The 20,660-nt window shown below is 58.5% G+C and carries 12 protein-coding genes and 8 pseudogenes; 10 read left to right on the forward strand and 10 right to left on the reverse strand.

The genetic code is table 11. The features are described 5' to 3' along the window. Positions 1-122: 122 nt before the first annotated feature. Positions 123-452, forward strand: a pseudogene (locus ACV1FX_RS40755) (transposase domain-containing protein); the annotation flags it as partial. A 175-nt stretch (positions 453-627) separates the two neighbouring features. Here the strand turns inward: ACV1FX_RS40755 and ACV1FX_RS40760 are convergent. Next, a pseudogene (locus tag ACV1FX_RS40760) lies at positions 628-843 on the reverse strand (transposase domain-containing protein); the annotation flags it as partial. Between the two features lie 337 nt (positions 844-1,180). Here ACV1FX_RS40760 and ACV1FX_RS40765 point away from each other — a divergent pair. The 4 genes and pseudogenes from ACV1FX_RS40765 to ACV1FX_RS40780 form a co-directional block, all read left to right on the forward strand. Then, positions 1,181-1,255, forward strand: a pseudogene (locus tag ACV1FX_RS40765) (hypothetical protein); the annotation flags it as partial. A gap of 3 nt (positions 1,256-1,258) precedes the next feature. Further along, on the forward strand, positions 1,259-1,942 hold the full coding sequence (locus ACV1FX_RS40770; RefSeq protein ID WP_473123127.1) for a tyrosine-type recombinase/integrase: 684 nt from the start codon (positions 1,259-1,261) through the stop codon (positions 1,940-1,942). A gap of 11 nt (positions 1,943-1,953) precedes the next feature. Then, positions 1,954-3,159 (forward strand): annotated as a pseudogene (locus tag ACV1FX_RS40775) (IS91 family transposase). Beyond that, positions 3,156-3,410, forward strand: coding sequence for a hypothetical protein (locus tag ACV1FX_RS40780; RefSeq protein WP_473123117.1), 255 nt, complete (start codon positions 3,156-3,158; stop codon positions 3,408-3,410). Before ACV1FX_RS40775 ends, ACV1FX_RS40780 begins: the two are co-directional and overlap by 4 nt. Positions 3,411-3,490: 80 nt before the next feature. Here the strand turns inward: ACV1FX_RS40780 and ACV1FX_RS40785 are convergent, their stop codons facing one another. From ACV1FX_RS40785 to ACV1FX_RS40810, 6 genes and pseudogenes are all read right to left on the reverse strand, one after another. Next, entirely contained in the window at positions 3,491-3,649 is a 159-nt protein-coding gene (locus ACV1FX_RS40785) for a hypothetical protein (RefSeq protein WP_473123118.1), read from the reverse strand. After that, positions 3,646-3,954: a transposase gene (locus ACV1FX_RS40790; protein WP_473123119.1), complete on the reverse strand. Its 309-nt coding sequence runs from the start codon at positions 3,952-3,954 to the stop codon at positions 3,646-3,648. The genes ACV1FX_RS40785 and ACV1FX_RS40790 overlap by 4 nt, the downstream gene beginning before the upstream one ends. A 32-nt stretch (positions 3,955-3,986) precedes the next feature. Beyond that, positions 3,987-5,053: pseudogene (locus ACV1FX_RS40795) on the reverse strand (IS110 family RNA-guided transposase); the annotation flags it as partial. Positions 5,054-5,280: 227 nt separating this feature from the next. After that, positions 5,281-5,572: pseudogene (locus tag ACV1FX_RS40800) on the reverse strand (transposase); the annotation flags it as partial. Between the two features lie 177 nt (positions 5,573-5,749). Beyond that, positions 5,750-6,103, reverse strand: a complete 354-nt coding sequence (locus ACV1FX_RS40805) for an IS66 family transposase (protein WP_473123120.1) — start codon at positions 6,101-6,103, stop codon at positions 5,750-5,752. Next, a pseudogene (locus ACV1FX_RS40810) lies at positions 6,066-6,527 on the reverse strand (transposase); the annotation flags it as partial. The pseudogene ACV1FX_RS40810 and the gene ACV1FX_RS40805, both read right to left, overlap by 38 nt. A 605-nt stretch (positions 6,528-7,132) precedes the next feature. Between ACV1FX_RS40810 and ACV1FX_RS40815 the strand changes: the two are divergent. Both ACV1FX_RS40815 and ACV1FX_RS40820 read left to right on the forward strand, forming a co-directional pair. Further along, positions 7,133-8,794 (forward strand): class I adenylate-forming enzyme family protein, encoded by a 1,662-nt coding sequence (locus ACV1FX_RS40815; protein ID WP_473123121.1) that lies wholly within the window; start codon positions 7,133-7,135, stop codon positions 8,792-8,794. A gap of 136 nt (positions 8,795-8,930) precedes the next feature. Further along, positions 8,931-9,149 (forward strand): hypothetical protein, encoded by a 219-nt coding sequence (locus ACV1FX_RS40820; RefSeq protein WP_473123122.1) that lies wholly within the window; start codon positions 8,931-8,933, stop codon positions 9,147-9,149. A 4-nt stretch (positions 9,150-9,153) separates the two neighbouring features. Here the strand turns inward: ACV1FX_RS40820 and ACV1FX_RS40825 are convergent, their stop codons facing one another. Continuing rightward, positions 9,154-9,309: a hypothetical protein gene (locus ACV1FX_RS40825; protein ID WP_473123123.1), complete on the reverse strand. Its 156-nt coding sequence runs from the start codon at positions 9,307-9,309 to the stop codon at positions 9,154-9,156. 1,190 nt (positions 9,310-10,499) lie between these two features. Here ACV1FX_RS40825 and ACV1FX_RS40830 point away from each other — a divergent pair. Both ACV1FX_RS40830 and ACV1FX_RS40835 read left to right on the forward strand, forming a co-directional pair. After that, positions 10,500-10,652 (forward strand): hypothetical protein, encoded by a 153-nt coding sequence (locus tag ACV1FX_RS40830; protein ID WP_473123124.1) that lies wholly within the window; start codon positions 10,500-10,502, stop codon positions 10,650-10,652. Between the two features lie 1,712 nt (positions 10,653-12,364). Further along, positions 12,365-13,129, forward strand: a complete 765-nt coding sequence (locus ACV1FX_RS40835; RefSeq protein ID WP_473123125.1) for an autoinducer binding domain-containing protein — start codon at positions 12,365-12,367, stop codon at positions 13,127-13,129. Positions 13,130-13,983: 854 nt separating this feature from the next. On the opposite strand, the gene ACV1FX_RS40840 is transcribed toward ACV1FX_RS40835, so the two are convergent. Continuing rightward, positions 13,984-14,730: an outer membrane protein gene (locus ACV1FX_RS40840; RefSeq protein ID WP_473123128.1), complete on the reverse strand. Its 747-nt coding sequence runs from the start codon at positions 14,728-14,730 to the stop codon at positions 13,984-13,986. Positions 14,731-15,376: 646 nt separating this feature from the next. Further along, entirely contained in the window at positions 15,377-16,153 is a 777-nt protein-coding gene (gene mddA, locus ACV1FX_RS40845; RefSeq protein ID WP_473123126.1) for a methanethiol S-methyltransferase, read from the reverse strand. Positions 16,154-17,436: 1,283 nt separating this feature from the next. Here mddA and ACV1FX_RS40850 point away from each other — a divergent pair. Further along, positions 17,437-19,522, forward strand: a pseudogene (locus tag ACV1FX_RS40850) (prolyl oligopeptidase family serine peptidase). Positions 19,523-20,660: the final 1,138 nt, after the last annotated feature.

Raw genomic sequence — 20,660 nt, forward strand, 5'->3', positions numbered from 1 at the left:
GCTGATGTACCTGTGGACGGCCGGCATTCGACCCGCGGCTGGATGATAGAAGCCGGATGAAGCGCGAGTTTCATGTCCGGATTCGTGAGGGCGGAGAGGTGAAATTCCTCTCCGCTACTCGACTGATCAGGCGCTGGGAAGGCTTCGCTCGCTTCCTCGACGACGGCAGGATCTGCTTGACCAACAATTGTGCTGAACGCGCATTGAGAGGCATCGCCTTGGGACGGCGCAATTGGACCTTCGCCGGCAGTCAGCGTGGGGCCGACCGTGCCGCCATCATGCTGACTATGATCACGACGTGTCGTCTCAATGACGTCGATCCAAAGGCCTGGCTAGCCGATGTCCTCGCCCGTATCGCCGATCTTCCTACATCACGGCTGCACGAACTGCTGCCCTGGGAATGGAAGCTTCTGCGCCAACCCGGCAACTCCGGCGATCAGCAAGCCGCCTGATCTTCATCCAACGCCAATCATATAGCTCACCGCCCCCGCGCGCCCGCGTCAATCTGGCGGCCCTCCTCGTAGGCGTACCAAGGCGGTGCGCGACGGGTTGTTGAAGTTGTCGGGCCATACGGAGCCGGTGGCGACGAGGCCTGCTGGAGCGGTCGCGATCCAAGAAGCGAGTTCATCAAGCGGCGAGGCCGTTAGGTTGCTCGGCGCTCCACGTCCAGGGCATGAGTTCGTCCAGACGCGATGCCGGCCAGAGGTTGACGAGTCTGGTGAGGACGTCGGTCAGATAGGCCTGCGGCTCCACGCCGCAGAGCTTGCACGTCTCGATCGGCGAAGCGATGCAGGCCCAGTTCTCCGCGCCCTCATCATGCCCCGCGAACAGCGCATTCTTTCGTTTATGCAAATCTTTGCATAATCGGAATTGGACGAACCCGCTCCGCGGGAGGGTGTCCCGCGTTGAGCGCGGGGTATCCCCCTTGAAGCCAGCCTGTGCATCTGCCCCGGCACCACCCGCACAGTGACGTAATCCACCGCATTTCAGAAGCTCTTGCCCTTGGCAAGATGGTGTTGCTGCCCGCGCGCAGCGTCCCTCTTGTCAAGGAGTTCGCTATGACCTCGCTTCGGTTGCGCATGATGGAAGACATGCAGGTCCGCAACCTGTCGCGACATACGCAGATTCGTATTTGCTGCAGGTTTCGCAGTTCGCCCGGCATTTCGCTAAATCGCCGGCTTTGCTCGGCCCGGAGGATATCCGCGCCTACCAGGTCTATTTGACGAACGAGAAGAAGCTGGCGCCACGTTCGGTGCACGTGACCGTCGCAGCGCTTCGATTCCTCTACCGCGTCACGCTCGGCCTGGATTGGGATTTCGACCAGATCATTCCGTGCCCAAAGGCGCCAAAGACACTGGCCGTCATTCTCAGCCCCAAGGAGGTGCTGCACTTCCTCGGCTGTATCGAAAGCCTCAAACACCAGGCGATTCTGACGACATGCTATGCCGCTGGCCTGCGTATTTCTGAGGCCACCCGCTTGAAGCCTAGGCTAGCGACCGCCAGCGCATGGTGCTGCGCGTCGAGCAGGGCAAGGGGACAGAAAGACCGCTACGTCATGCTCTCGGCCAAGTTGCTGGAGGTGCTGACGAACTATTGGCGCGCCGTGCGGCCCACAGGGACATGGATGTTTCCCGGCGCTTCTGTTGGAGAACCGATATCAACAAGCGCCGCGGATGCCACCTGCCGTAAGGCACATCGGGTGTCGAAACTCTCCAAGTCGGTGACGCCGCATTCGCTGCGGCAAGCATTTGCGGTGCACCTGCTCGAAGCCGGAACCGATCTCCGCACCATCCAGCTCCTGCTCGGCCATCGCAGCCTGTCAACGACCGCTCAGTATCTTCGGATCGCTACCAGCAAGGTCTGCGCGGCGACGAGTCCGCTTGAACTGCTGCCACGTCCAATCCCCAAGGCCTCTTCGCCGCCAGCGCCCGAGCATTTCTGACGGCCGATCTCATGGGCCGCTCAGGTCCGGAGGTTGCGGATATATTCAGCCGCTACGGTGCTGCCTGGCGAGAGCAGCACTGGGCCTCGCTATCGACGGAACGCCGCGCAGCAATGACTGCCATCGAGCGCTGCCGAACGTCAGCGCTCGGAGGCCATATTGAACAGTGCGACCGCTGTGGCAAACGACGGATCGCATACGACAGCTGCCGTTCCCGCAGTTGCCCCAAGTGTCAGTGACTCGCCCGAGCGGAATGGATCGAGGCTCGGCGGGAAGAGCTACTCGATACGCAGTATTTCCATGTCGTCTTCACCGTTCCCGACGAGATCGCCGCGATTGCCTTCCAGAATGCCAGCACGGTCTACAAAATCCTGTTCCACGCAGCCGCCGAGACGTTGCGCACCATCGCTGCCGATCGGCGACATCTCGGCGCGGAGATCGGGTTTTTCGCGGTGCTTCACACTCGAGGGCAGAATCTCAGCCATCATCCCCATCTCCACTGCGTCGTGCCCGGTGGCGGGCTGTCGCCGGACGGGGGCCGCTGGATCGTGTGCCGTCCCGGCTTCTTCTTGCCAGTCGCCGTGCTCTCCCGACTCTTCCGCCGACTGTTTCTCGAAAGTCTACAAAGGGCATTCGATGCCGGCGAGTCGCGTTTCTTTTCGTCATTGGAACGGCTGCACGATCCCGTCGCATTCCGGCGCTATCTGGATCCCGCCCGCCAGGTCAACTGGCTGGTCTATGCCAAGCCACCCTTCGCGGGCGCCGAGCAGGTTCTGGAATATGTCGGACGCTACACTCACCGGGTGGCAATCGCCAACAACCGGATCGTCGATATCGAGGATGGCAAGGTAAGCTTCTGGTGGAAAGACTATCGCAACGAGAGCCGGCAAAAGGTGATGACGCTCGAGGCCGGCGATTTCATCCGGCGTTTCCTCGTCTATGTCTTGCCCGAGGGATTTCAGCGCATCCGTTATTACGGATTCATGGGTAACCGCTACCGCAAGCAAAAGCTCGCCCGCTGCCGCGAACTGCTTGGAATGCAGCAGTCCGATACGCCGGTAAAACCGAAGGAGGAGCGCGATTATCGCGACAAGGTCGAGGAGCTGACCGGAGTTTCCCTGCGGGAATGTCCCTTTTGCCGTCAAGGGCAGATGGTGTGCATCGAGGTGCTCGCGCCCGTTGCGTCACAAGACCCACCTTTTCCGGACACTTCATGACCGTCGAAATATTCCAATCATTGATCACCGTTCTTTCAATCTGCCAAGATAGGCAGCAGGCATCCTATGGTCGCGCTTCCGGCATCAAGCCCTCCAAACGCAAGCGTCGCCGGTCTTTCCGCCCGGGAGACCATATCTCGATCAGAATGTTTCGCGATCAAGACCGCATCCAGCATGTGCCCGAAACCCCAGCGCCGGCGCTGTCCGCTGGGAAGCAGCATCCAATTTCCATAGCGGCACCGGCGCACTAGGCGGCTTCGTCCAACACGTTTTTAGATTCCCGGCGCACTCACAGCGGCCCACTTTGAAGCGTAGGTGCCGCGCCGCCAATCTAAAAACGCTCTCTATTATGCGGAGCCAATATCGTCCAGAAGCGAGCAAAACCGCCCGTCTTGGTGTCGACTCCCATAATCATGACCGCCGCATAGTTACGGAAGTCGACCGGCCGCGTCGCGATCATGATCTTCACGCCCGCCGAAGCCGCGATCATGCCGTCGTCCTCACGGCCCGCAGCACATCACGCAGCCAGGCCGGATCGATCCCAGCGGCTGCGCGAACCACCGCACCGCCAATCTCGATGCTGATCGTTGTCGCGTTCGGTATTGCCGCTTCCAGGCACATCCCGTCGGGGCGAAGCTCCGACACCACTGGAACGAAGAGTGGCGCATCTACCGCCGGCAAACTCAGCAGACCGGCACGCGCCGTCTTGCGCCACGCGAACAGGTGTTGCGGCGAGAGGTCGTGCCGGCGCGCCACCTCGGACGCAACAGCGCCCGGCGCATATGACTCTGCCACGATCCGCCCCTTGGCCGCGTCACTCTACCGCCGCCGACGCCCCGCTCCGACTTGGATATCCACCCGGCCAACCGCAACAGGGCGGCTGCCTGACTGGATGATCTCCGTTTGCGCGAGGACAACACCTTGCCGCCAGAGATTTTGCTGCCGGGTGTAAGGTACAGCCAGGAGGTGAAGTGCTTGGCGCTCGGCCATGCCCTCAGATCGGTGCCACACTCACCGACGAGCTTCAATGCCAGTGATGGATCCAACCCGTGGATCTCAGCCAGATCGACGCCGAGCGCACGGTACAGCGCGGTCCTGACAGCGAAGGTGGGCGCATTGACCTGTTTGGTCTTGATGCGTGGCTTGGATAGCTTTCCGACCGGCTTTGGACTTTTATTGTTCAGTGCCGCGATCAGGGCCTCGAGCTTGCGGTCGCAGTCCAGCGTCTTCGCCTGGTAGACATCGTAGAGTTCCAACGATTGGGTCAGCGCGAAGACATGTTCGTACCGGTCGTTGCCCACCGTTGCCGCACGGGTCGTCGCGATGGACGAATGGCATCGCACGTCCCGATAGATTGCCAAGACGTCAGGATTCCGCTCGCCCGCAACTATGGCTCGGATAATCCGCATGCCGGTCGCGCCGGTGATATCCGAGACCACGTGATGGAGCTGCAGATTCATCTCCAACAAGGCCTTCTGCATATGCTGGATATGGGCGGCGGCATATTTCACCAGCCGCTCCCGTTGGCGCAGATACGCGCGCAAGGTTGCGATCTCGGCACCACGCGGCGTCGCTAACGTCGGTCTTGCGCCCAGGGACATTCTTGGCATACCGCGCATTGACCAGAATCACTGCAAACCCGCGCTGCTTCAGGATCTCGTAGACGGGGATCCAATAAATCCCGGTGGATTCCATCGCGACGGTCGTCACGCTGCAGGCTTTGAACCAGTCCACCAGATTATGCAGGCGTGAATGTGCCAAAAGAGCGCACAGGCTCATCGGTGCAAGCGGGGTTCACCGCAACCATGTGCATCTTTGATCCGATATCGATGGCGGCGGACCCAATGTTGACCGCCTTCAGTTCCGGTCGGCGGCTGGTCGTCTTCTTGGGCATGGCAATCCTCCAATCAATGATGAGCAGGAGGGGCTGGGCTATGCCAATCGTCATCTTCCTAATCGGGATCGCCGCTAGGGCGACGTCACCACTCTCAAGTTCGCATGCACCCATGGACCATGTTTTTTTACGGGGATTGTGCCTCCAATAATCCAACGGCCGCTACCCTCCCAGCCGCAGACGATAGCGCAGGGCTGTTTCTACGCCGCACAGGCGCGCCACGGGCTGGACAGTTTTAAAATGTCGCGCTCCAAGCGCAGGCGCTCGTTCTCCTGGCGTAGCCGGGCGATCTCCGCGGCCTGGTCCGCCGACGTCGGCGTCGCCTGCGTTGTGGGGCGCCGCGTCGCCGACGCCGGCTTCGGCCCGAGCCTCTCGCTGCTCCACCCAGCGCCGCAGCACGGAATCGCGCAGGCCGAGCTCCCTGGCAACAGATCCGATCGAGCGCCCGCTCGACGCGACTCGATCAACCGCTTCCCGCCTGTAGTCATCCGTAAACGACCGACGTTGACGTCCTTCCATCCGACACTTCCTCCTGGCTCTTCAGGCCTACTACAGGTGTCCATCAATTCGGGAGGTTCACCAGCACGTCGGAAAGCCTGCCTACGGGTCGATGCCATTGAGCTTGAGTTGGCGATGAGGCTGTAGATGGCAGCCGCACGCCGGCCGCCCTCATCGGCCTCGGCGATCAGAGGGCGGCTACGCTCCTGGCGCACGCGCAGGCGCTCCTGCGAAGCAAGATCGTTGATCTCGCTCGATGGCGAATAGAGCGCCGCGGCGTTTGACCGCTTCGGCCGCGGTCGGCGCCTTGCTGAGCCGCGCGAGATCAAAGAACTTGCGCCTGCCGTGCGCCCAGCTTGCGTTAAGACAAGTCCTGGAAAGGAGGAAGAATGTGATCTGAAGCCTTTCAGCGTGACCCAGAGAGTTCGACGCCCTCCCGGCAAAGGCCGAGTCCGCCAGCCGGAAGCGATTCTTGCATGGGTGGCGGCAACGGCACTCGTGAAGCGTAGACAGCAACGTGGACGCGGCGGTAGCCGTAGCGAACGCGCGCATGACAGACCTCCTTGATCCGATGTTCGAGGGCAGCCTGGCCCGGGCGGCGAGATTTGCAATGATAGCTCGAGTCGAACTCGAGCGACGCACAGGTCTGGCGGATCGAGACCTGCTAGTCGCTACGGCCTTCGCCGACCAGCTTGCGCTTGAGGATAGGTTTCAAAGCTTCGGCGATCACGTCCTGCAGGATCTCCTTTTCGAACGACAGACTGCAACCAGATTCTTCAACTTGACGTTCTTGTCCTCGAGCTGCTTCAGCCGTCGCATCTCGGTCGGCAACAGCCCGTCATATTTCTTTCGTCCAATTGAAATTGGTCGGCCTGGCTGATGCCGGCCTGCGCCAGATCTCGGCCACCGCAATCCCGTCACGGCCCTACTTGAGAATGAACGCCTTCTTGGCGTCCGAGAACTTCGAGGCCTTCATCGTTCTTCCTGGGAATCGGTGCGAAAAAATTCTAGTCAAAAATAGTCCAGTTTGCCGGCCTCAGATCGAAATCACATGGGCGGTCTGTTCGTCTGCTTCGAATCAAGGCAGCCCTTCCGTTGCGACCTCGTGGTACCGCAGAGCGTACGAGCTCCGGCCCGGCCGTGGCAGGCTGACAGGGAGGCTCGGCGACGCAAATCGCAATACTCAATTCCAATTCTTGACCATCAAAATTGGTAGTATCTCCATTGTTAATCGTGACGTACGAGTGACCTCCATCTCGCATGACATCACCATTCATCAGTACTCAATTCGTCAATACAGGAAAAGCACAGCAATGATAAGCGTAGTTGTGCGCGACGAACGCCGCTGTAAAAGAGCGGACCATGGTGATCGCGCGGGCCACTCTGATGGAGCCATAATATTTGGATCCCATGGACCGCTTTGCACTGCGTTCTCGCCGTTCGACGCCAGTGCGAGCGAGCTGCTCGTTGCGACGTTTTATCTCTCATGACTCGCGGCGAATCTGCGCAATACTCCTACCTATCAAGTGGAAGGCTCATGCCTAGTTGGCAGGTTTTCCTAGTGAACAACGGGTTCCCATCATGACTCCTGCGAAATCGACAAAAGGTCAGCTGCGAGAGCGCGTCGCAAATGTGTTGCGTAAGATCGAGGACCTCGAATCTTCGTATGAGACGATCACGGTTGGGCAGCTGGTTTCAAAACGGGCGAGAACTCACAGCTCAACCATCGCTATTGATGTCTTTGACCGCGGCCAGCGCGCGACCTATTCCGAGATGGACGAATTGTCCAACAAATATGCCCATGCGTTGCGTGCATTTGGTGCGCGCCGAGGCGATCGTATTGGCGTGATGCTGCCCAATTGCATCGAATTTCCGATCCTGTGGTTCGCGATTGCGAAGCTGGGTGCCGTGATGGTTCCCATTAATATGCGGTACACTCCGAGAGAGGTTGAATACGTTCTGAGCGATACACAGGCTAAGTTTGCCGTCGTCGACGAATCAGCGTGGTCGGTGTTCTCGGCTATGGAGCCTTGGCCGCAAGAGCTCGGCAGGCAGGGAACAATTCTCGTCGGGCAAATTGGGCAGCCCTCCAACGGCGGAGCCGCTGCGCTCGATCAACTGCTCAAGGTCAGCAACGGTTCGCCGGTAGAGGAGGAGATCCGCCCCGACGATCTTGTGAACATCCAATATACGTCCGGGACGACCGGCTTTCCGAAAGGGTGCATGTTGACGCACGACTATTGGGGCGTCTACTCGTACCAGGGGGCGTTTTGGGATGGGCAGCAGTACCGCAGCTATTTGTCTGCGCAACCTTTCTTCTATGGCGACCCGCAATGGCATCTTCTGATGTCATACCGACAGGGCGGCACGTTCTACCTGGCTCCTCAACTCAGCGCGAGGCGCTTCGTCGGTTGGGTGAAGCAGCACCGCATTGAATGGTGCCCATTTCCCGAGCTGGCGGCGCGGCACGCTGAGGCTGTGAATGAGGACGGGGTGACATGCCTTAAACAGACCCTGAATTGGGGCTATAGTCCTGATACGGTTCGGAAGTTTCGCAAACGGTTCCGAGTGGGCACTCAAGATGCCTTCGGAATGACGGAAGTTGGTTTTGGCACGCGAATGTCAAACGATCTTGATGAGATGGCCGACTCAGGCTCAGTGGGGATTGCTGCTCCATTTCGAAAACTGCGACTGATGAATGATGACGGTACGCCCACCGCCGTCGGCGAAGTCGGCGAGCTATGGGTGAGTGGTCGCGGGATCTTCCGAGGATATTGGAAAAAGCCGGAGGCGAATGCCGCCTCGTTCGAAGGCGAGTGGTTCAAGACGGGGGACCTGATGCGCCGGAACGAACTCGGCTTTCATTGGCTGCTAGGACGCACGAAGGACATGATCCGGCGCTCGGGCGAAAACATTGCTGCGCGCGAAGTGGAGGCGGTCATCCGCGAGATTTCCGAGATTGCTGATGTGGCCGCCGTACCCGTTCGCGATGCGAAGCGCGGAGAGGAGGTTAAAATTTACGTCGAACTGAGGGAGGGTGTCACCCCAGACGATCGTATCGTCCGGCGAATTCTCGAGCATGCGCGAGCGCATCTTGCGGCATTCAAGCTGCCTCGATACGTCGGCTTCACCCCAGCGCTTCCTAGAACGACTTCCAGCAATAAAGTGCTCAAGCGTGAGCTGATGACGGTCAGCGACCCGCTCTCCGGAGCCTACGACGCGGAGGAGAAGCGTTGGCGCTGAACCGGGTATCTCAAGCCTGTTGTACGCGATCACACCCTCGACCCAGGATTTGTTGCCGCGGAGCGCCGCGCGAAAATGGGCCCGGCGCAGTGTTCGCAGCGTCGAGCTAGGGCAAGTACATCGAAGCGAATTTCGGATGCATTATCGCCTTTCATGGCGAGCCGGGACCCTGCCCGAAACCTTCGCCGAAGAACACGGAATCAGTGATCAGGAGTTCAATTTCCCTGCAGGGGACCGGGCCGGCTTCTCAGATGAGGAAGAGCGGGCCGAACATGGTTTGTGCGCGATCGTCACCGATCGGGAGTTGGAGCTGCAACTGCGAGACCGCTTGCAAACTATGGCGATCACCTTGTGATTAACTACTTGAAGAAATAGAGCAAGGCCGCCAAAACCACCGCCAAAATTTGTCGCAACGCAGGCGGCGCTAATGTCGTGGTGGTGCAGAGTGAACCGGCGCTGACGAGGATTGCAGAAAGATCGTTCGCCGCGTGATCGACGCTTAATAATGCAAGCATTACGAAGCACGTTCAGTAAGTGCATACCGTTGGGCATAGCAGATGATTCGCGCTGCGCGATGATTGCTGGAGACGAAAGCCAAGGAGCGGGGAGAGCGATTGCGGTGGTGAACATCTTCTCCCGCAGTTGGTGATCGCGATGCGTCGGTAGCTTACGTTCCGAGGAAAGGGCGGCTCCAACCCAACGGCCTCGCGCCCACCATTCGTGCGGCGAGGCACGAGCCAAGCAGGTGCGGTAGTTGCGAAAGTGTTGCTTGAAACCCTTTTGACCGACCGCAAGTACTTCCAGATCCGTACGCAGATCAGGTCAACGGGCCGCTGCGCGGCGGACTGGGCTCAGCCTTGCCGAATCGCAATTAGGAATGATTGTGACGATCTCGCCTTCACGAACCATCGGCGGCGGGCGGCACCTTCGACTTGAAGGCCGTTATGCGGCTCCGCGTGTTCTTCTGCTCATAGTCGCTCCTCATGCGCGTGCCCGCAGTCAGGCAGAAACTCCACTCATCGCCCCGTGCAGAACGCCGGCGCCGGCTCTCTGCTAGCTCATCTCCGACTTGCCAACCTGAGTGTTCGGGTCTTTTCCTTCACAAATATTCCAGGAACAACTAGCGCCAAGTGATTGACGGAGAGCGCGCATGATAGCGCAACCGACAGCCTTGTCACATCGCGCTGGGCACCGGCTGAGGTCATCGCCGTCGTCTTCGAGGTCCATTCACAGTCTCTTTCTGGCAGACCGTTCACGTGAAGCGGGGTCGACGCCACGATTCTGCCGCGCGGTCGCCGATTCGCGTGGGTAGTCGTAGTTTCCGTGGACGTGGCCCGACGACAACGCGAGGGGCGCGAGCTCGGACACGAGGTCGACCTTGCGGCTGGACTATACCGCTGCGACCGGGCCGTCTGCCAGTTGGGCCGGCACCGCGGCTCGAAATTTGGTGCGGGACGATGATGCGGCGACGATTCGGATCCTTGCCGCAGTGCGCGCGCAGAAATTCCACCCTTTTCTAGGTGGGCGGGCAGCGTGTCCACTGCTCGCACGGAGCCGACGTGCTTAGTGATTGGTACAGATCGGCAAAAGCGCAACAGGACTCCCAACAGTTGCAGGGCGAGGCCTTGGAATTGGATCTGGAGGGATTGCTGAAAGCGTAGCCGGTTGAGAGCTGCGAACTCTCGCTGCCATCATTGTGGATCCAATGCCGAGCCGAGGCGGTCTCGTTGCGCCGAAACCTGAATTCATTACAGCGGTGCACGAAGCAAGCCGCGCTAACGGCGTTCTGGTGATATCCGATGAGGTCCTGAATCTTAGGCTGAGTTTCCACGGTGCTTCCGCCCGCTACGGTGTCTAGCTCCGGACATGGTCACGACGTGCAAGATCATCGGCTGCGGTTTGCCGATTGGAGCAATCGGGGGCAGCGAGGACGTGATGAGTGTCTTTGATGGGTCAGGGAGGCGGCCACTGCTTCCGCATTCTAATCCCCTACCTATCACGGCGGGGATTGCCGCAATGAGGCATTTGGATCATGGGGCTTTTGTACATCTCGAGAGGCTTGGAGATGTTGTCCGTGACGGGACTCGGCGCGGGATGCGCCCCTGTGCGTGACCGGAGCCGCCTCCTTGTTTAGCGCCCATCCGCGCGCACAAACTCTGAATGACTATTCGCGAAATATATCCCACGCCCGCCGGATCTTCGCGAACACATCTAAGCAGCATGCTGAATTTCCTGAGGCGCGACCTGCGCGCCTTGATCAAGGAGTCATTGGCACGTCTCTGTTCTCTCGATCAATTGCCAACGTTAGTAGTTGACCTCCGGCGTAAGTTCGGATGTCGTCAACCGGGCGTAAGGAATCCCAAGTTTTGTGCCGCTCCGCGATAGATGTATTGCAAGATCCGAACTAGGTCCGCAATGCATGCATCCTAGATGCAAATCGGTAAAGAGCCTCGGTTGCTCACGTGCGTGCGGCCGCATTCGGGGATTCAGCTCTTACACGAGCAGGAAATGATATGCCGCCCTATAGCAGGAGATCCCTTGGTCTACATCAAAGGATGTCGTGCCTTGCAAACAGCGGTGTCGTAATTCCGACGTATGTCCCAGTGCTTTAAGTCGGTTGACCCGCCAATCTCTCCAAGCGCTTGTCTTCACGACTGAGTTTCCCGAGGGCCGTGACTGGTATGACCCTTGCTGTGCTCATTCTGTCCTCTGCAGGCTCTTGGAGAAACGGATGCTTAGTGTCATCTACATCACTCTGGTTCGGGAGCATGGCCGAACCACGGAGCAATTTCTCGCCAAAATCGGCAAGCGCGAGGGCGGTGATCGGTATCGATTGGTTCGATTAGCCGTGGCTGAAGGGAGCGACGGACGTGCGCGAATTGTTCGACGGCATCATCAGCGCTCTCACAACAAGGGCAGCAAACGGGCCGCATTCCTTACCCAAACTCGGGTCCTTTGGATCCGAGACCGCCGTGCGTTCCGAAGATCGCGTTTGCGCCCATACCGGCTCGCTGTCGAGCACCTATCGGAGGCCGGACCTGATACGCTGGAATTAATTGGCGATAAAGTCCGGACGAACTCATCTTTGCTCTCAGGGGAGCCATCGGTGGTGGCTCCAAGCAGCTGGAGCCCGGCACTACCAAGCCAATCTGCGCGCCGCGGCTCTGATGTCTGCGCAAGGCCGGAACTCCGGGCCTCTTCTCACGGGCGAACAAACAGCTGGCTGACGTTTGTTTGGCGCAGCGGAGGGACCGACAAGACCGTTCAGCCTAACGCGATATATCGGCGAAGGCGCTTCCCGCGCGATCCACCATCATTTGGGTGCCGACGGAAGCAATTTGGACAGCACGCAAACCGGCGGAAACGCATCGGCGTTCCGATTGTGTCCATATCGGCGGCGTGTGCATGTCGTATCCGCGTTGACGGCCCCTTTCGGTCGGTCGCCATCGTCGCACTCGCGCGACTGCGTTGCGGGCTGGAGCATATCAGGAATGAAACGAACTTCCGTTTGAAACAAACCAAATGGAACGGCGCACAACGGCCTTTCGGCTCGATCGCGTGAGGCGCCATATGAATCTCTTCAGCTTCGTTGAATGCGCGAGTCAAACGCAATCTCTCAAAGCGCTCTTTGATCTGCTTGTGAGCTGTGCAAGCGAAGAGGGGTTCACTGAAGTCGCTTACGGAGCACTCACCTTCGCGGAGCCGCTGCGTCTACCGGGGTGCCCACCGCCTCTGGTGGCTATGAAGGTTCCGACCGACTGGTGCCAGCGCTATTTGGAACGCAAGTACTACACTGTCGATCCGGTGGTCCGGCGGACACCGATGTTTGCGGGACCATTTCTATGGGACGAACTCGCCAAAGAATATCAGCTGCAGGCATGTGAACAACGTGTGCTAAGGGAGGCCCGAGAGGCAGGGCTGAAGAATGGTGTCGGCGTGCCATTGTTTGGGCCATCAGGGCGAATATCTGTGACATCATTTGCATCTCGTTTTGATGATGCCGATCCTCAGGCGAATGTGAGCCGTCTCAACGCACTGGCTTGGCACTTTCATATTGCGTTTGCGGAGATCGCGAGGCCCTCGGACTGTGCTTCCGATAAAAAAGTGAGCCTATCCGAGCGCGAAAAGGATTGCCTGCGATGGGTCGCGGAGGGCAAATCGTCCTGGGAAATCGGGAAGATACTGAACGTGAGCGAGAATACTGTGAATTTTCACGTTAAGAACGCGATGCGAAAGCTCGGCACGGCGAACCGGACTCATGGTCTGGTAAAGGCGATTCGTCTTGGGCTTATTGAATTCTCGGAGCCTGCCAAGGCAACGCCGCTGGTGGCCTAACCGGGGTTGGCGTCCGCTGGCACGAAGCCGCCACGATTTGCTGAGGAAACGAGCCGCGCGCCGGTGTGTTCAACGGCTGTGCTGGTCGCATGGACGCTGACATCTACCTCCTAGTGACTTCGACTGATTGATGCTGCTTGTCAATAGGGCCGTCGTCAGCTGACCAGCTGCGCCCGCGCCATTACACAAGTAGTGCGCCGAAGATCACTTAGTGAAAGGAAGTCTCACCGGCATACGCTGCATTCTCCACACCTGACGATCACAAAACCAGGCGCGCGTCGGCAGAGATCGCTGCTTGCGCGCGATGTGTTACACGCAAGTCGCGTGGTCGGCAGCAGCGGGCATGATATAACTACAGACTTGCGAGCGCGATGCAATTTTCGTGGCGATCAGCGAAGTGCTCGTCGCACTAATCTGGCGCGGGGCGGATAGGTCACACATCAACCCACTTAACAGATCGCCTTGGAGAGCCTGCCCCGCGGGCTAATGGAAATATCGGCTGCTATGTGCATGATTGCTGAAAGCCAAAGCATCGGGATTGATGCTGTCGGTAGCAGAAAGCGGCAAGTCGCGGCGTAGGGACTTGCTTTCAGGTTCTGAAAGCCGAATCGTTTTGCACGAAACGGCGGTGACACACCTCGACGGTAGTTGTGGGCTAGTCGCACTATAGCGCTTTGCCTACTTGGTGTGTCTCGGCACATCCAACTGGCCGACGTGTCCTGAAGTGAGAACGTTAAAGGTGGCGCTTTCAAGAAAAATAAAATCGGCTAGGTGACGCGCTCTCTAATTAGCTCAAGAAAGAGCCCCGGCCAAAGGCCGGAGCTCTCGATCGCTATTTGGAGGTGAGGAGATCGTTATTTGAGAACTACGGGCCAGCCAAACTTGTAATTGAGCCGAGCGGTCACGAGATCGAAATCTTGGCGGATGCGATCGTTCCCAAGCGTACCACCTCCAGCGGCTGCGAAGCTCACGTCGCTGGTCGGCATGAACACGTGGTCGTACTCGACACCAGCTGACCAGTTCGGCGTCAGGTTGATCTCGAGCCCGGCACCAACGGCGCCCCCCCAACGTGTGGTGTCCGCGCTGCCAAGCTGCGTGCCTGGGGGAACGGAGTCGATCTGATAGTTGCTGCTCACCACGGCGGCGCCGCCTTTGGCGTAGAGCAGCACGTTGCTGGTGGCATAACCGATCTGGCCCGTAATCAAGCCAAACGCGTCTATCCTCGTATGATTGCTGTTGGCTGGAAAGGCCGTGCTGACATTGGAGCCATTGAAATCGGCCCAATTGCCCTGGCCTTCAACTCCAAGCACTGTCTGACCGATCTGCCAGCGATAACCGATCTGCCCACCGATTGTACCCCCGCTTGCGTCGTGGGAGCCCTCAGGGGTCGTGCCCGCGAGATCCCAGGAGTTGTGGCTCGAACCCCAGCCGCCGTTGATGCCAGCATAGAAACCACTCCAGTCATAGAGCGCGACGGCGACCGGTGCGGGCGGCGGCGGCGCCTTGGTGTAGACGGGCTGTGCAGCGAGATCCGCAGCGAATGCAGGCGCCGCAGCGCTGAGTGCGACGATGCTCGCAGTCATAAGCAACAAGTTCTTCATTTCGAGCTTCATTTCCTTTAGAGGGCCCCCGGCCGCGTGCGTCATAACAGCACCAACGCGAATTGCTGTAACTGCGACGCAACATTCACTCTCAAAGAATCCGCTTGATTCTGACGCTGCGTGAGGTTGTACGTTTGAACGTAACTAACAGCGAACGCATCGAGCTGTATCAGATGCGTGCAATAGTTTCGAATGTAATTGGTGGCTGTGCGCCGAAGCTCGCTGACCAAGGACGGCTACTCGTATGCTATCGTTGATAGACAACAACCGGAGTGAGGCACACATTAGATGTCAACATCAGCACGTGTGCCTTCCTCGAAACTGTCGGGTCCATCTGTGAGAGGATAAGCGCGGCAAGGATGCCGTGCTCTATTTGCAATTGGTCCATGGAGTGTGGGCAATCTCATCACGGTCTCCGTCGAACGATGGGGCCGCGCGCGGAAACGTTTCCCCCATACTAACCGGACTCCGAGCTCGATGATGCTCTGCATCATGCGCAGCATAGAACGTGAGAGTGCCGATGAACGGTGCGTCTTCGGACACAGCGTACCTGAGATGATGGAGCGCCGCTCGCGGGTCTCTCATCGAATCGTGAACCTGGCGATGCACTTTTCGGAAGTGAATTCCTCTTTCTATCTGATCCCTATCAGCTCAGTTTGCGCCACGGGATGAGCATGCTGACTTGTTTTTTGTATTGGCCGTACTGCTCCCCAAACCGCTGGAGAAGATCCTGCTCTTCGAAGGAAATCCCAACAAAGATGTACGTGGTAGTCAAGGCTGCAAACAGTAAATGTCCGATTGTCATGACCGGCGCGGCCCAGACTGCGATGATGAAGCCGAGATAGGTGGGATGTCGCACGAATTTGTAGTACAGCGGCGTCCGAAACTGCTGCGCGGCTATGCCGCGCCCGCTGAGATTGGCGATAACCTGACGCAGTCCGAACAATTCGAAATGATCGATCAGGAACGTGCTGGTGAACACCAACGTCCAGCCGATAAATGATAAGGTCCCAATCATTACGCATACGTCGGGGTCCTCGACGTGCCAAATAGCTGCCGGAAGCGGCCGCCACTGCCAGAATAACAGCATGAGGCAGAGGCTCGCGATTAGCACGTAAGTACTTCGTTCGATGTAGTTCGGCACATATCGCGTCCACCAGTTTTTGAACCACTTGCGCGCCATGCCGGTGTGCTGGATGGCAAACAGAGCCATCAACAACATGTTTATGGAAAGCGCGTCGCTGACGGACCTTTCAGGCCCCGTGTCAATCGTCTTTGGTACGCCTATGCCGTTTACGAAGCCGACAGCGTAGACGATGGTGACGAGAAAAGCCGCGTAAGCGAGCAGGCCGTAGAGAAGAACGATCAATCGTAATGATCGAATCTGGGGAGTTGCTTGGCCTATGGACTTCACTTTAAGCATGGATTGACTCCACTTTTCAGGAAATGGGCTTGCCTAGGCCGCGTGGCGGTGCGTTGAAAATCACGCGATCAAAGCGTCGTGGTCCTGGGTCCGTAATGCAGCTTGTGCGGCCAAATGCCTCGATGATCATTAACAAAGAGCCGCCGAGCGTATGCAGAGAGAGCGGAGGTGCAACCAAGGGAAAGTCCGGTGTGATTATCCCCCGAACGACATGATAGCGAGCTGGTCTCACCATAAACACTCCCGGCGCAGTGCGGTGCGAGCAACATTGGCTGCGGGGCCTTCGTCCTCATCCCAGCAAAGGGCGTGCCGATCGCGGAAGAGCGACGCATCTTGCCCCGACGCGAGAACGCGCGTGCGAGCGGCGTCCCCAAACGTAGAAAGCTTACGCTTGTTGGATTTCTGACATCGCCGCTACCACCGAATACGGTCGGCAAATGGGCGCCTGTGTGACGCCAGCCACCCCTCGCGCCGCGCTTGCGTGAGTGTGGACGATGATGCGTCCTATGACGACTCGGTTTCCTAGAGCTCTGATCCCTTTCATCGCTCGATGCGCCGGTGGCTCGAGTTGGCATGTCCGGACTTCCAACACCTCGCCTGGTCATTGCAATTGACTCCGCCAGCCGCCGAAGCATGCCGCCGAGTTTCGAATCGCTCATCGCGCGGGATGAGACCCGCGGCATGGCGATGCGGCCCGGCTTTGTGGAGCATTGGGAGCGGATCGATGGTCAATCGCTGCGGCTTTCCGTTTCACGACACAAGCCGGCCGATAGAAAAGATCTCGCTTTCAGCTCTCGTCCCGATCATTTGGTGAGGTCTCGATGTAACAGAATGACTGAGGCGCGGCAGTCGCTCGATCAACTCGAGCAGAGGACCGCTAACCCGTCACCTGATCGCAGACGCGAAGAGCGGCGATACACTTCTCGATCAGCGTCGTCGGCGCTCCTGCTACGGCTATTTCGTGTTTCTTGGCCACTTTCGAAAAGCGGCTGTTCGCCGCGTTCGAGCAAGGGACGCAAAGCACGCCCCGCATTCCCTAAGTCTCCAGACCGTGACCCATTCAAATAAGGCGGCGATCTGAACAACTATCATAGGCCTGCTATTCTAGTGCGCAGAAGAGTTCGCGCCTCAGGCCGTGCAAAGCCCTGAGCCGTGGATAATCGCAGCGCTATTGGTGGGAAATAGCTTGAAGTGACTGGCGCGTAAGGTTGTAGTCTGGAGTGCATATAACGCGGGCGTCCGCAGCGTCAAAAGCCCAGTTGTTGCTAACATTGGAGTGATTTGTGTCTGAAGGAAGCTGGCCGAAAGAGCCGCCAGGGCATGGAAAGCCAACGCTCTCCGCTCCGGATGATGATCCCTATCTCTGGCTGGAAGAGATAGAGGGCTCGCGGGCGCTCGACTTTGTCGAGCGGCAGAATCGCAAGACTCTGCAGGTGTTCGGCGGAGCGACATTCACGCAGCATCGCGACGCGCTGGCTTCGATCTACGATCGGGCGGACAATATACCGCATGTCAGCCGGCACGGCGACCAACTCTACAACCTTTGGAAAGATGCCAGTAATCCGCGGGGCCTCTGGCGTCGAACCAATTTAGAAGAATTTCGAAAGTCCAAACCGTCATGGGACGTTTTACTCGATGTGGATCGGCTCGCGGCCATTGAAGGCGAGGACTGGCTTGTAAGCTGGACCGCCATGCTGCCTGGTAGCTCGCAAGTCATACTCGCTCTGTCACGGGGCGGCAGCGATGCCGTGACGCTGCGCGAGTTCGACATGGCCACGAAGAGTTTTGTGCCCAATGGTTTTGTGCTTAAGGAAGAGCAGTGCCACTTGGGTCGATCAGGACAAGCTGCTGGTGTCCAGCGCCTATGGCAAGGGCATGGCGACAGTTTCGGGCTATGCCCGGACCATCCGATTGTGGCACCGCGGTGACCCCATCGAACGAGCGGCCGTGGTGTTTGAGACGACCGCCGATCGCATCGGCGTCGGCTGCACGATCGATCGAACCAGCCAAGAAAAACGCGTCTGGTTCACCGAACAGCTGAATTTCTTCAATTCCCACACATGGCTAGGAACCGAGTCGGGGGCGAAGATCAAGCTCGACCTTCCTACCGATATCTGGCTCCAGGCGCAGCAGGATTGGCTCGCGGTCAAGCTCCGCTCGGCTGCGACAATCGCCGGAGTGATCTACCCGGCCGATACCCTGATCGGCATATCGTTGAGCTCCTTTCTTGCCGGGAAGCGCAATTTCGCGGTCCTTTTTGTGGCAAGCCCGCGGCGAGCACTGCAGGGAGTTTTTTGGTCCGCCGGCAAGCTTATACTCTCCGTCCTCGACGAACTAAGGCCGGTCTTCGGGATCTGCACGCCATCCGCCTCCACCTGGAGCCGCGAGCGGCTGAATGCGCTTCCCGATATCGGCGTCGTTGATGTCTGGCCACTTGATCGCGATCCATCCGAGAGCAATGGTGACCTGCTTGCGAAGATCCAGGATCCGCTCACGCCTCCGTTACTGATGCTTTTGGAGCAGGGTGTCGCCAGTCCAGCCGTGCTGAAGGAGGCGCCGAAGACCTTTGTTGCTGATGGTCTGGTGGTCACTCAGCATGAGGCGATCTCGGTCGACGGCGAGCGCATTCCCTATGTCCAGACCGGCCCGAAATAGGAGACGGGCGAAGCGCCCGTGCACATGAGCGGTTATGGCGGGTTCGGTACCTCAGTGAAGCCGTACTACAATTCCGCGCTCGGCAAGCTGTGGCTCGAGCGTGGGGGCACCACGGTGCAGGCACATTTGCGCGGCGGCGGCGAGTTCGGCACGCGATGGCACGATGCTGGACGCCTCGCCGGCAAGCGGCTCTCCCATGATGATCTCGCGAGCGTTGCGGCCGACCTTGTCCGCCGCGGCGTCACACAGGCAAAACGGATCGCCGCCGAGGGCGGATCGAACGGCGGCATTCTCATCAGCAATATGCTGACGCGGTACCCTGAGCGTTTCGGCGCGCTGTTCTGCACCATCCCACTGATTGACATGCGCCGCTACACCAAGCTGCTCGCGGGCGCGAGTTGGATCGCGGAATTTGGCGATCCTGACAAGCCCGAGGAATGGGAATGGCTCAAGACCTATTCCGCCTACCATATCGCCAAGCCCGGGCAAGACTACCCGCCGATCCTGATCGCCACGACGCGGCGGGACGATCGCGTCCATCCCGGACACGCTCGCAAGATGGTCGCCAAGCTTCAAGCGATGGGCTATGAGGCTTATCTCTACGAGCCGGATGCTGGCGGTCATGGTTATGGCCGGGACAACAAGGAGCAGGCCAGCTTTCAGGTGCTGGGCTTCCAATTCCTGAAAAGCAAGATTGGCTGGCTGGACGCGTAGGCTTAAGCGAGCTTCGTCCCTGCGATCCCTCAAACCAGCCTGAAATTGCTGGCCGGAGTTTTAGGCGACCCGGACAGCGCGAGGTCCGAATGAAACGCGGGCTTCTCAAGTACTTTCCACAACGCTCGTTCGACATTGCGTCCGCGCAAATCAATGCGTAACGCCCACCTTTCTACTTACCAGTGACATATTCGCGTGGCCAACAGCTAAATTAGCTTCGATCTAGATGGGCCGCTCCTGAGCTTGGAAAGGTAAGGGGTATCCGATGGGTTCAGGAGGCCTTGCGCATGCAACCCACGCATGCTTGGCAGTTCCACTTTATCCCTGCTAGATGCGCGCTCAGAAGTGCCAAGGGAGATATTATGGCCAAGACGCTGAATAGGAAGATTGTACGTCGCGAGTACACGAAGACTGACGTGAAGGAACTGCGCGCACATTCGAAGGCGAAAACACCCGTTACAAAAATCGCAAAGCTTACAAAGCGAACCACCGGATCGCTGCGTCAGAAGGCGCGAAAGTTGGGCATCCCGCTCGGACACCGACGGTAGTCAGCGCGCAGCGAAGGTAGAAGCACCGCTGCGGAAGCACCTGAAATCGAGTACATCGGCCGGAAGAAGCTCAGCATCATCTGAGTTCGGCGTCATGCACTCACTGCCGTTAGCCATCGGCCGTGCCCATGAGGCCAGCTTGTGCGGAACGCAAGGCAACGTATGACGGCAACAGCTCGGCGGCATTATCGAATGCCGCCGAGATATCACCGGCTACTCCATCGAACGCGCCTGTGTCGACCGGGAGCTATTTGTCGAACCTGCGTCGTGTCTTGATTTTTGGCCAGAAGCGCTGCGTCTTTGGCGCAATCAAACGCGAGCTCAGGCACCACTCTTCCATGGACCTCGTAGACTGGTCGCATGAATGGCGACGGCCATCTCGACCGCTGATATCTTATTTAGTCGGCCGTGAACAAGGCTCTAAGCGATTGAGCGGGAGTCTGTTTTCGGGTTTTGGAGGCGTTTGAGATTGCAGGGATTTGGGGCTTGAGGCTTCCAAACCCTGCAAATTGGTTTTTGGATTTCCTTTTGCTGCGGGCCATGATTCTGTGGTGCATCGGAGAAGACGATGCGGCCGAAGAAGCACAAGA

Source organism: Bradyrhizobium ingae (assembly GCF_055791185.1).